This is a genomic window from Virgibacillus kekensis, assembly GCF_042654125.1.
In the GTDB taxonomy this organism is placed as follows: domain Bacteria; phylum Bacillota; class Bacilli; order Bacillales; family Amphibacillaceae; genus Lentibacillus; species Lentibacillus kekensis.
The window spans coordinates 375,742-388,338 of record NZ_JBHSFU010000003.1 but is presented as its reverse complement, the minus strand read 5'-3'; the positions used below and the strand labels follow the sequence as shown (position 1 = coordinate 388,338).

General features: G+C 41.6%; 11 protein-coding genes. 4 read left to right on the top strand and 7 right to left on the bottom strand.

The annotated features are described in order from the left end of the window. The 7 genes from ACFO3D_RS03345 to ACFO3D_RS03315 form a co-directional block, all read right to left on the bottom strand. A partial coding sequence (locus tag ACFO3D_RS03345; protein ID WP_390293187.1) for an acyl-CoA dehydrogenase family protein occupies nucleotides 1-1,119 on the bottom strand: 1,119 nt, incomplete at its 3' end. A gap of 69 nt (nucleotides 1,120-1,188) precedes the next feature. Beyond that, nucleotides 1,189-1,824 carry a TetR/AcrR family transcriptional regulator gene (locus tag ACFO3D_RS03340; RefSeq protein ID WP_390293410.1) on the bottom strand — a complete coding sequence of 212 codons (636 nt, stop codon included), beginning with the start codon at nucleotides 1,822-1,824 and terminating at the stop codon, nucleotides 1,189-1,191. Nucleotides 1,825-1,941: 117 nt separating this feature from the next. Further along, entirely contained in the window at nucleotides 1,942-4,392 is a 2,451-nt protein-coding gene (parC, locus tag ACFO3D_RS03335; RefSeq protein ID WP_390293186.1) for a DNA topoisomerase IV subunit A, read from the bottom strand. Between the two features lie 42 nt (nucleotides 4,393-4,434). Then, nucleotides 4,435-6,387: a DNA topoisomerase IV subunit B gene (gene parE, locus ACFO3D_RS03330; protein ID WP_390293185.1), complete on the bottom strand. Its 1,953-nt coding sequence runs from the start codon at nucleotides 6,385-6,387 to the stop codon at nucleotides 4,435-4,437. A gap of 857 nt (nucleotides 6,388-7,244) precedes the next feature. After that, a complete protein-coding gene (locus ACFO3D_RS03325; RefSeq protein WP_390293184.1) occupies nucleotides 7,245-7,658 on the bottom strand; it encodes a CoA-binding protein in 414 nt (137 codons plus the stop codon). 15 nt (nucleotides 7,659-7,673) lie between these two features. Beyond that, nucleotides 7,674-9,200, bottom strand: a complete 1,527-nt coding sequence (locus ACFO3D_RS03320) for an ABC transporter permease/substrate-binding protein (RefSeq protein ID WP_390293183.1) — start codon at nucleotides 9,198-9,200, stop codon at nucleotides 7,674-7,676. After that, nucleotides 9,200-10,264 (bottom strand): ABC transporter ATP-binding protein, encoded by a 1,065-nt coding sequence (locus tag ACFO3D_RS03315; RefSeq protein ID WP_390293182.1) that lies wholly within the window; start codon nucleotides 10,262-10,264, stop codon nucleotides 9,200-9,202. Before ACFO3D_RS03315 ends, ACFO3D_RS03320 begins: the two co-directional genes overlap by 1 nt. A 169-nt stretch (nucleotides 10,265-10,433) precedes the next feature. Between ACFO3D_RS03315 and plsY the strand changes: the two genes are divergently transcribed. The 4 genes from plsY (at nucleotide 10,434) to ACFO3D_RS03295 (ending at nucleotide 12,587) form a co-directional block, all read left to right on the top strand. After that, the gene (gene plsY / locus ACFO3D_RS03310) at nucleotides 10,434-11,015 is read left to right on the top strand and encodes a glycerol-3-phosphate 1-O-acyltransferase PlsY (protein ID WP_390293181.1); all 582 of its coding nucleotides are present in this window, start codon (nucleotides 10,434-10,436) and stop codon (nucleotides 11,013-11,015) included. Nucleotides 11,016-11,095: 80 nt separating this feature from the next. Next, nucleotides 11,096-12,037: a GTP cyclohydrolase FolE2 gene (folE2, locus tag ACFO3D_RS03305; protein WP_390293180.1), complete on the top strand. Its 942-nt coding sequence runs from the start codon at nucleotides 11,096-11,098 to the stop codon at nucleotides 12,035-12,037. 4 nt (nucleotides 12,038-12,041) lie between these two features. Next, the gene (gene yidD, locus ACFO3D_RS03300) at nucleotides 12,042-12,281 is read left to right on the top strand and encodes a membrane protein insertion efficiency factor YidD (protein ID WP_390293179.1); all 240 of its coding nucleotides are present in this window, start codon (nucleotides 12,042-12,044) and stop codon (nucleotides 12,279-12,281) included. A 12-nt stretch (nucleotides 12,282-12,293) separates the two neighbouring features. Then, nucleotides 12,294-12,587 (top strand): HesB/YadR/YfhF family protein, encoded by a 294-nt coding sequence (locus ACFO3D_RS03295; protein WP_390293178.1) that lies wholly within the window; start codon nucleotides 12,294-12,296, stop codon nucleotides 12,585-12,587. Nucleotides 12,588-12,597: the final 10 nt, after the last annotated feature.

Here is a 12,597-nt window from a genome sequence, read left to right as displayed (position 1 = left end):
GACTAGACGTTGCACTTCTGATGTGCCCTCGCCAATCTCCAGCAGTTTGGCATCGCGCAGATAGCGTTCTACTTCATATTCGCGCATATAACCGTAGCCGCCATGAATCTGAATAGCTTGGTTAGCTGCACGGGATGCTGTCTCTGTTGCATAAAGCTTTGCATAGGCCGCTTCCCGGGAAAATGGTTGATTGTTATCTTTCAACCATGCAGCTTTATGGACCATATTTCGAGCCAATTCAGTCTCCATTGCCATATCAGCAAGTTTAAACTGGATTGCCTGAAAGCTAGAGATCGATTTACCGAATTGCTTTCGCTCCTGTGCATATTGAAGGGCCTTATCTAAAGATGCCTGAGCAATTCCTACGCCAAGAGCAGCAATAGAAATTCTTCCGCCGTCAAGGGTATGCAGAAATTGCTTGAATCCTTTCTCGGGATCTCCCAACAGATTTTCTTTTGGTACCCGAACATTATCCAGTACAATTTCACAGGTATCAGATCCACGGACCCCCATTTTGTCATAATTGCTTGCAATAGAAACTCCTTCAGCGTCTGTTGGCACTATAATGGCACTGATAATATTTTTCCCGCGATCATCCTTGCCTGTCACCGCAGTAACCGTAATCGTGTTGGAATAATTGGCGTTGGTGATAAAACATTTTTCACCATTGATTACATATTCATTGCCATCTTCAACAGCTGTTGTTTTTGTACCACCAGCATCCGATCCAGCATTAGGTTCTGTTAAGCCAAACGCACCAAGCGTCTTTCCTTCAGCGATAGGTTTCAAATAATTTTGTTTTTGTTCCTCGGTTCCAAAGTAATAGATTGGACTTGCCCCAAGTGAGACTGTAGCCGCATAACTGAGCCCAGTGCTTCCGCAAACCTTACCTACTTCTTCGACAGCAAGTGCATAAGAAATTGTATCTCCGCCTGAACCTCCATACTCTTCAGGAAAAGGGATACCCATTAGCCCCAGTTCTCCCATTTGACTGAAAATATCTTCAGGGAACTTTGCTTCTGTATCAATTTCGACAGCTCTCGGTTTTATTACATCCTCAGCAAAGTCCCTGACCATTTTTTTGATCATGGCTTGTTCTTTAGTTAACTCAAAATTCATCTCAAACCTCCTCAAATAGTAAAGACCGACTGGTTGGTCTGTCCAGGTTATAAAAAAAGACCTTACGCGTCATGATGTAAACGATGACTTGCCATCCAGCAGGATATTCTGGTATATATCCGGAGTTAGGGAATCCACTTTCAATACAGAATGCAAAATCAGGTCAACAAATATATTACCTATCTCATCAATCGATTTTGGTCCTGACTTCTTATACCATTTGTACGTCCAGTTGACCATTCCGAGAATAGCCATCCCAGTAATTTCTACGGGTAAATCTTTTCGGAACTCACCTGTTTCTTTGCCTTCTTTTATCGCCTGGATAATTAATTGCTTGAATTGATCACGCTTTTTTTTAATCAATACTTCATATTCCGGTTTTAAGTATATATTTTCCTGATAAAACACTGAGATATGGGGTTTATAAAGATCGAACACTTTAACAAAATCTTTTACAATTGCCTGCAGTTTTTTCGTTGGTGAACTGTATGTCCGGTTTGCGATTGTCGCTTTCTCCAAGACGTAACTGATGAAGGTGTCATGAATAACAAACAGCAATTCATCTTTTGATGTAAAATGGTGATAAAATCCACCTTTGGATGTCCCCACATTCTCTACAATCTGATTTACAGTAACACCATGAAAACCATTTTTATCAAACAACAATAGAGCTTCTTGTATGATTTTATCCCGTAGAGCCGTTATAAACCCTCCCTCCGTCTATTTCTTTTTTTATCTTATCATATTTTTCTGAATCTAGAAAGCGCTTTAATTATTTGGATAAAACATAGGCAGTTTCAGCGAAGAAACTGCCTACGTTTATTATTCTTCAGATTCGTCAAACGGTTTGCGGTACGTGGCTTCAGGCCATACTTCGCTCACTGCACCTTGATTATCACTATCGATTACAAATGACCCATTGCTGTATCGGTCGCTGACCGACAACTCTAATGGATAAAGACTGTGAACTTCTCCCTTACTAGTCCTTAAGCAAATCATATCATTATCATCAATTACATGCAGGCCTTTGATGCGATGTGGTTTGCTCTTTAATTCTCTCAACATAGTAAGACCCCGTTTGGCCCGTCCTGATTTTTCAAAGTCACTTAATTTCATTCGCTTACAGGCGCCACGCTGTGTTACTGCGAAGATAGATGGTTCCGTCAGGTCATCAAATACCTGTCCGTTTACAACCTCTTCATCTTCCTTCAGCTTAATTGCCTTTACTCCTGCTGCCCGTTGCCCGACGACGGATATTTCCGATTCATGATACCATAATCCAAAGCCTTTGTCTGAAGCAACAAACACATCCATATGGCCATTTGTCTGGAATACATTGACCACCTCGTCATCGCCCTTAAGGTTAATCGCAATGAGGGCTTTGGAATACCTTTGCGCATTATACAATGAAAGTTCACTGCGTTTCGCCATTCCATTCTTGGTAAAGAAGAGCAAGTAATTATCTTCGTGGAACTCACGGACAGGGATACACTGTATAATTCGTTCATCCTTGCTCAGGGCCACCGTATTGGAGATATGCTGACCAAGATCTTTCCACCTTATTTCCGGAAGCTCATGGACGGGGATATAAATGTATTTGCCCTTGTTGGTGAACAACAAAAGTTTATCGGTTGTATTCAACTCAAGAAGTCCTACCAGGTGATCATCATCCTTCATTGCAAAATCTTCACCGTTTGAGGCACCGTACGAGCGGATACTTGTACGTTTTATGTAGCCCTCTTTTGTTACAGATACCACGACATCTTCGCTGGCTACAGTCACCTCAATATTGAAGGTAAGTTCTTCAATCTTTTCTTCAATTTTGGTCCGGCGGCTATCCGCAAATGTTTTCTTTAAGCGTCGCAAGTCTTTTTTGATATTTTGCAACAGCTTTTTCTCACTTGCAAGTACAGATTCAAGCTCTTCAATTGTTTTCCTGAGTTCCTCTGCTTCTTTTTCAAGCGAGGTAATATCAGTATTAGTTAAACGGTACAACTGCAGGGTAACGATCGCTTCCGCTTGTGCTTCTGAGAAATCATACGCGGCAATAATCCGCTGTTTGGCATCCTGTTTATCTTTGGAGGCGCGAATAGTCGCAATGAGCTCATCCAGAATGGAAATCGCCTTAATAAGACCTTCCACAATATGGGAGCGATCTTTGGCTTTTTTTAAATCGAAAATTGTTTGTCTGGTAACAACCTCTTTCTGATGTTCAATGTAAGCATCAAGCATCTGTGGAAGCGAGAGCAGTTTAGGTGTCTTATCCTTAATAGCTACCATGTTGAAATTGTACGTAACTTGAAGATCGGTGTTTTTATACAAGTAATTAAGAACACCCTGGCCGTTCGCTTCTTTTTTCAGTTCGATTACTATCCGTAATCCTGAACGGTCTGTCTCATCACGAACCTCGGCAATCCCTTCCACTTTCCGGTCAATTCGCAGTTCGTCCATTCTTTTAACCATGTTAGCTTTATTCACTTCATAAGGAATTTCATCAATCACAATTTGTTGTCGGCCCCCACGGAGGTCTTCAATTTCAGCTTTGCCCCTTACAACTACTTTTCCTCTTCCTGTTTCATACGCTTTTTTAATGCCGTCAATCCCCTGTACGATTCCTCCAGTAGGGAAATCAGGTCCACTAATGACCTCCATGAGTTCGTCCACTGTAACAGAAGGTTTATCGATTCTTTTAATTACGGCGTCGACTACTTCGGCCAGATTATGTGGCGGAATATCTGTTGCGTAGCCTGCTGAAATTCCTGTTGACCCGTTTACAAGGAGATTAGGGAACTTGGCTGGTAATACTACAGGCTCTGAAATAGTGTCGTCAAAGTTCGGTATAAAATCAACGGTTTCCTTGCCAATATCCTCTAGTAATTCAGAAGCAATACTGGCAAGTCTCGCTTCTGTATAACGCATTGCTGCAGGGGGATCCCCGTCAATGCTGCCATTATTACCATGCATTTCAATAAGGTTATTGCGAACTTTCCATTCCTGACTCAGACGGACCATTGCTTCATATACAGATGAGTCTCCATGCGGGTGATAATTCCCGATAACGGTACCGACTGTCTTTGCTGACTTCCGAAAATTCTTGTCATGAGTATTTCTCTCTTCATACATCGCGTATAATATCCGCCGCTGTACCGGTTTTAAGCCGTCCCGCGCATCAGGCAGAGCACGATCCTGAATAATATATTTACTGTATCTTCCAAATCTGTCACCAATCACTTCCTCGAGTGGAAGATCAAGGTAAGTCTCGGGTTGTGTCAAACTAATTCCCCCTTGTTATTCTCTTGTGCGATTGTATCGCGGTTACGTATGGATTTTGTCATTCTCAAGAATGCTGCTATCTTCGTCAAGTCCAAACTCGACATGGCCTTCAATCCATTTTCTTCTTGGTTCTACTTTATCGCCCATCAGCGTAGTCACTCTGCGTTCGGCACGTGCGAGATCGTCAATTGTTACCCGGATTAGTGTTCTGGTATCCGGATTCATGGTAGTTTCCCAAAGTTGGTCGGCATTCATTTCACCAAGACCTTTATATCGCTGGATAATATACCCATTTTTAAATTCCTTGATAGCCTCACGCATTTCGTCGTCATCCCACGCATACTGTATTTTCTCTTTCTTGCCCTTGCCTTTGGAAATTTTGTAAAGCGGAGGCAGGCCAATATATACTTTCCCAGCCTCGATCAGAGATCGCATATATCTGTAAAAGAAGGTAAGAAGCAATACCTGAATGTGTGCCCCATCAGTATCGGCATCCGTCATAATAATTATTTTATCGTACTGGACATCGGCCAAGTCAAAGTCTCCCCCGACCCCGGCACCTATTGTATGGATAATCGTTGAGATTTCTTCATTCTTCATTACATCCTGCAGTTTTGCTTTCTCAGTATTAATTACTTTTCCGCGTAATGGAAGCACCGCCTGAAATTTTCGGTCACGGCCCTGCTTGGCAGATCCGCCGGCTGAATCTCCCTCAACGAGATAAAGCTCATTTTTTTTCGGGTTTTTGGACTGGGCTGGTGTAAGTTTACCACTTAGAAGAGTATCTTTACGTTTCTTCTTTTTTCCTGAACGGGCGTCTTCCCTTGCTTTTCGAGCTGCTTCACGGGCTTCTTTCGCCTTGATTGCTTTTCGGACCAGCATGCTCGAAATATCGGGATTTTCCTCAAGAAAATACATCAGCTTCTCGGAAACTACTGCGTCCACCGCTGACCGGGCTTCTGAAGTTCCTAGTTTACCTTTGGTTTGTCCCTCAAATTGAAGCAATTCTTCTGGTATCCGAACAGATACAATCGCAGTGAACCCTTCTCGGATATCAGTACCTTCAAGGTTCTTGTCCTTTTCTTTGAGGAGTGAATTTTTACGTGCATAATCATTGAATATCCGTGTGATTCCTGTCTTTGCACCCGACTCATGTGTTCCACCATCTTTTGTCCGTACATGGTTAACAAAGGAAAGGATATTTTCCGAGAAACCATCATTAAATTGAAACGCGAAATCGACTTCTATGCCATGCTGTTCTCCCTCAAAGGAAACAACAGGATGAAGTGTATCCTTTTCCTCATTTAGATAGCTAACAAACGACTCCAGTCCATCAGGAAACTGATACTCTTCATGTGCATCAGTGCGTTCATCTGTCAGTTCAATTTGAAGACCTTTTAATAGAAACGCCGCTTCTCGGAGGCGTTCTGATAGGGTCTCGAAGTTATATTCCGTAACAGAGAATATTAGTGGGTCCGGTTTAAAATGAATAACCGATCCTTTTTTCCTGGTTGGTCCGAGTTTTTCCAATGAACCCTCGGGTTTTCCTCCATTTTCAAATCGTTGAAAATATTTATTGCCATCACGGAAAATTGTAACTTCCAACCACTCCGAAAGTGCGTTTACAACGGAGGCGCCTACACCATGCAGCCCACCGCTTGTTTTATAGCCACCCTGACCAAACTTACCTCCTGCGTGCAGGACAGTAAATATAACTTCGGTTGTAGGTTTACCTGTGCTGTGCATTCCGGTGGGGATTCCTCTTCCGCTGTCTTCCACTGAGATACTATTATCTTTATGTATCGTAACCTTAATCCGATTACCATAGCCAGCCAGTGCTTCATCTACAGCGTTATCAACAATTTCAAACACCAGGTGATGCAGTCCGCGCTGATCCGTACTGCCGATATACATACCAGGTCTTTTTCTTACGGCTTCCAGGCCTTCAAGCACTTGAATTGAATCATCTGTATATTGTCCTGATTGTTTTACCATTCAGTTTAAGACTCCTCTCATATTATACAATTTTTAATAGGTAAATTTAATAATAGAACAAACGTTTGCAAATGTAAAATGTAATTCCTATTCTATCATAGTTTCTAGTACTATCTTAACGCAACATATCTTTCCAAGTATACATTATTTTATAAACCTCTGCAGATTCACTAGGTATATGCCTCCAAAATCACGGTAAAAAAATGGATTATTGTTAAGCTTTAGTGAGACTTCTATGTATAGATGCAAAAAGAATGACCGATGATGGCCATTCTTCCACAAAGGCTTTTTTATAGGCTTTTTTCTAAACATAAAAATTATAAACTGCGAAGTAGTTGCCTTGTTAATTTCCGCTCCGCACAGTTGCTTTCACCACTCCGGGTGCAAGTCCAATATCTGTTCAACTAAAGCTTTCACAGTGTTTCCTTTGCCGCCGGGCAACGCTTCAACTTCCTCGGAAGAAAACCACTTATTGCGGGATTTTCAGCCGTTGATTCGACGAACAGGACGTTCTAGTACCGGCGTTGGTCACAGGAAGTGACCGGTTTTAGCCGGTGTCCCGCAGGAGTCGCCTGCCCTACGCTCCAATCAACGATAATAATGTGTTTTTCATTTACAATTTAACTTAGAAATAAGCCGATATAACGGAGTTGAAAATACAATACCAGCAATGGAGACTCCTGCGGGAGGAGAGGCATCGGTGAGACCCCGCAGTGCCCAGCACGAGGAGGCTCACCAGCAGCCCGCGGAAAACGTAATGTATTTCCAGAGCGAAGCTACGCTCACTTTTATTTCTCAGTTTATATCAACTGGATTTTTATAAAGATACAAATTCTACGAAAAGAGTCTCCATAAGGTCACAGCAAGATCGCATGTGCAACCTTGATGCACATATCCATGATAACTGTGAACTCCCTTTTTTGTAGATAATCATACGCTTCCTGGTTCACGATACCTTGCTGTGCCCAGAACACTCTGCAGTCAGTTTCCGCTGCTTCACGGGCTATCTCCGGCAAATATTCAGGACGGCGAAATACATTGATGATATCAATTTTCTCATCTACATCGGTAAGACGATTATATGCTTTTTCGCCCAGAACTTCATCCACAGTTGGATTCACCGGTATGATCCTGTACCCTTGATTCTGCATAATTTTAGATATTTGATAAGAAGTTCGAGCAGAATTATCAGATAGTCCTACTACAGCTATTGTTTCAGCATTTTCCAGTACTTCCTTCACCTTGCTGTTTGTCGGATTTTCCCATGCCATATTACATTTCCTCCTTTAATTATCAAGAAGTCCCTGATTCTTAAGATAGTTTCGGGCTATTGTTTCTGGAGATTTCCCTTCATAATCAACCTGATAGTTCATCTGCCGCATCTGTTCATCGGTTATTTTCCCACCAAGCTGGTTTAAAATATCGTCTAGTTCAGGATGTTTCTCCAGCGTTTCCTGCCTTAGCAACGGTGCACCCTGATAAGGCGGGAAAAGATTTTCAGGGTCTTCCAATGTTACAAGGTTAAGCTTTTCCATATAACTTGCTGTTGCATACGCGTCTATTACATCTACTTCCCCATTGGACAAGGCCTTTTCCCTTATCCCAGGCTCCATCGATTTCACTTCTGCAATATCGAGATTATAAATCTCTTGCATACCAACGTAACCATCTTTACGGTTCTTAAATTCCAGTGTAAAGCCTGCGGTTATCTCATCTTCAATACTATTCAGATCACCAATAGTTTTCAAGTTGTGCTGCTGTGCGAGTTCCTGTGTTGTTGCAACCGCATAGGTATTATTAAACTGCATTGGTTTTAAAAATGCCATTCCGTATTTATTTTTCATTCCCTGCTTCGCCTGTTGATATACCTCTTGTTTTTGGTTGCTCTGGGCTTCTTCTTCTAAATGTGTAACGATTGCTGTTCCGGTAAATTCCGGGTAAATATCAATACTTCCATTCTTTAAAGCGCTGAAAACAAAAGCAGTTTTACCAAGCCCAGGCTCAAGCTCTACATTGAGGTCGGTCGCATCCTCTATAAGCAGTTTGTACATATTGATAAGTATAGCCGGCTCGGATCCTAGTTTTCCGCCAATAGTCAGATCTGCCTTGTTGGCTGATGTGAAGAACAAGGGCGATGATACAACAAGAATGGCTGCAATAAGCAAGGCCACAAATGATTTAAACCCGGCACGTTTTGAAATCCGTTCGAAGCCACGCAGTATACCATCAAGAAAAATAGCTAACAATGCCGCCGGTATGGCTCCTAAGAGAATAAGATTCAGGTCTGCACCCTGGTCAATACCAAGAAGGATAAGTTCTCCCAGGCCGCCAGCTCCGATAAGGGCCGCAATAGTAGTGGTTCCAACAATCAAGACCATTGATGTCCTTATTCCGGCCATAATAACCGGCATAGCAATAGGAAGCTCTATTTTGGTCAACCGTCGTAGTGAGTTCATTCCCATCCCCGTTGCAGCCTCTTTAAGTGCCGGGTCAACTTCCTTTATGCCGGTATAGGTATTCCGGAGTATTGGTAGTAAACCATATGCAGTTAAGGCAATAATTGCTGGTGTGGTACCTATTCCGAAAAAGGGAATAAGAAATGCAAGAACCGCAAGACTCGGAATGGTCTGCATAATGGCAGACAACCCTATTACAGGCTCTGCCACGCGAGTATATCTTGTTAGGATAAGACCTAGTGGTACTGCAATAAGTACAGCAATAATCAGAGAAGTTAACGAAACCTGTAAATGTTCCCAGATTGTTTCCCACAGCATGTCCTCTCTCTTCTGGAAAACGGCGATAAATTCATCCATTATTGAATCACCCCGTTTTCAATTGACGTTTTGCTTTTCAAATAGGTAACAATATCTTTATAAGACAGTGTCCCGATTAGTTTCCCGTCTTTTACTACCGGATAGATGTCCTGCTTATTACTTTCCAGGAGTTCAGCCGCCTGATGAAGTGGCATATTATTCTCAAGTTGATTGGCATCTATCTCCTTGCCGTTTAAAATGGCGCCTCGATACATACTTCCTTCATCAGCTATAAAATATATCCCTTGATGAGGAAAATTATTGCTATCAACGTCTGTCTTTTGGACTACTCTTTGTTGCGACTGGTCAGCAATCACATCAACAGCAGTCTGCCATGGAGATTGGCGCTCACCGATGAAGTCTTTAACAAACTGTGTCGCAGGATTTAATATCAGTTGTTGGGGTGAATCAACCTGTACGATTTTTCCTTCCCTCATAAGACAGACTTTATCCCCAAGTGCCATTGCTTCATCCATATCATGTGTAACAAATACAATCGTTTTTTTGATCTCTTGTTGTAACTGCCGTATATCCTGCTGCAGTTGTTCTCGGCTGATAGGATCCAGGGCACTGAATGGCTCGTCCATCAATATTATATCCGGGTCTGCAGCCAATGCACGGATAACACCGACACGTTGCTGCTCTCCCCCTGAGAGCTCGCTTGGCATTCTGGTTAAATAGGTTGAAGGATCAAGACCTACCATTTCCAATAACTGCTTGCTCCGCTCTCGAACCTTTCCTCTCCTCCACTTCTTCATCTCAGGCACTACCGCAATATTCTCTTCTATCGACATATGTGGAAATAAAGCAATCTCTTGTAGGACATACCCGATATTCCAGCGCAGCTCATGGATATTATAGTCATTGATATTTTTGCCGTTTATGTAAATCTCTCCTGATGTAGGCTCAATCAGCCTGTTAACCATTTTCATGGTTGTTGTTTTCCCGCATCCACTCGGACCAATTAATGTGACTAGCTCGCCATCATCAACTTTTAAATTAAACTCCTTGATGGCTGTTGTCCCATCAGGATATATTTTAGTCACATTATTAAATTCAATCATATACCTCTTCCCTTTCTATGAGTTTTCTTTGCCATTTTGATAACAATAATTCTTTCCCTATCGTAACAATTAATAAACAATTTCTGAAAGGATAAAAGGTTCTTTGATACTAGACTTCATGGTAAAATAAATGAAGCGTTAAATTTTTCAGGAGAAAGTAGGAAATATAGTGGAATATGTTATTTTTGCAATTATAGCTTATTTATTAGGATCTATCCCATCTGGTGTCATTGTAGGGAAGGTAGGATACAATATTGATATCAGAGAGCATGGCAGCGGTAATCTTGGAGCAACCAATACATTCAGGATACTTGGTATTAAGGCAGGAATTATCGTTACGTTAGCAGATATTTTGAAGGGTACAGCGGCTACGGTAGTTCCATTATTCTTTGATGCTGAAGTATCCAGATTAATTATTGGTCTGTTTGCTGTTCTCGGTCATACCTATCCGATATTCGCAAAATTTCGTGGCGGAAAGGCTGTTGCCACCTCAGGAGGAATTCTGCTTGGAGTAAATCCTTTATTGTTTGCTATTATGATAACCTCGTTTATTGTAACGTTATACATTTCCAAGTATGTATCATTATCTTCCATCATTACTGGTATTATCGCTGTTATTGTATCCATAATTTTTCAGGATACCGGACTGATAATTGTTACCAGCCTGCTTGCTGCTTTTGTTCTCTACAGGCATAGTGATAATATTAAACGGATCAGAAACAAAACAGAACCAAAAATCAAGTGGATGTAGTGCTTTTAAGCCGAAAAATTGAATAATAATTTTTACTTAAGTATACTTTTAAATAGTAGTAGAGAAAGGGGTCAAACATGATGGATAAGATAGAATTCCCGAAAAAACAGCTGCCTGACAAAGCAGAGCGGCATAAGCTCTTTGGTTCAGTTGAGCCAGGCCCTAGAACTAAACCTAGTGAAAAAAAAGAGATGGCAGATTTGCAAAACACCAAAAAGGATTTTCTTTTCGACCTGGATTCCGTTGGTATTGCAAATGTGAAACATCCTATAACCATAAAGAGTTCAATAATTCCCGCCGAACAGACTTCAATTGGCACATTTTCGTTCTCGTCAACCATAGATAAGTCAAGTAAAGGAACTAATATGAGCCGTTTTACAGAACAGCTTGCAGAGTATCATCATCAGGGTTTTGTCGCTGATTTTCATACACTTAAACTTTTTACGAAAGACTTGGCAAAACGTCTGAAGCAACGAGATGCCAGGATAGAAGTGAGCTTCCCATGGTTTTACGAACGTCGAGGCCCGCATTCAGACCTGGCTGGTATGAACCATGCTGATTTAACAATGAGTGTGGAGTATGATTCGATAAAAGGCTATACATTAGGGGCATCACTCTCCTCTTTGGTCACTACCCTGTGCCCATGTTCTAAGGAGATCAGTGAATACAGTGCGCATAATCAGCGTGGTAATGTAAAAATGAGTGTTTCGCTAGACGAACATTTCGACGACCGGGAAACAGATTGGAAAGAGTTATTGCTGGAAGCCGCAGAATCAAATGCAAGTGCCAGACTTCACCCTGTTTTAAAAAGACCTGATGAGAAAATGGTTACTGAACAGGCTTATGAAAACCCGAGATTTGTGGAAGATATGGTGCGCCTTGTTGCTGCTGATTTATATGAACTGCCTTTTGTGCAGAAATTTCGGGTAGAATGCCGGAATGAAGAGTCCATTCATATGCATGATGCAATAGCTTCGGTAACATACGACAAGCTTGAGGAAAAGGCAGTCGCTCAAGGATAATACGATGAAATTTTTAATGATTGGTTTAATCCGATTCTATCAATCAGCGATTAGTCCGTTTACACCGCGGACATGCAGGTTCTTCCCTACATGTTCACAGTATGGACTAGAAGCATATAAGCGATTTGGCTTCTTTAAGGGAACGTTTCTTACTGTAAGACGAATCAGTAAATGCCACCCTTTTCATCCGGGTGGTGTTGATTTATTACCGGAAAAAGAATCCAAAAATCATCATCATTCTTAATACTTTCAGGGAGTGAACTATTTGAAATTAACCGTAACGAAAAGTGCAGCTAAGTGGTACAAAGAGGAATTAAGTCTACAAAACGGTGACCATGTAAGGTTTTATGTCCGTTATGGATTTGGGGGGCATATACCGGGCTTTTCGTTGGGTATCTCCGTTGATACTCCTACTGACATATATGCTTCAACCGAAGTTGATGGTGTCAAATTCTACGTTGAGAATAAGGATGCATGGTATTTTGATGAGGGTGCACTAAAAGTAAAGATTGATGAAGACCGACAAGAACCTGAATTTATATACAGTTAAAAAAAGAGGC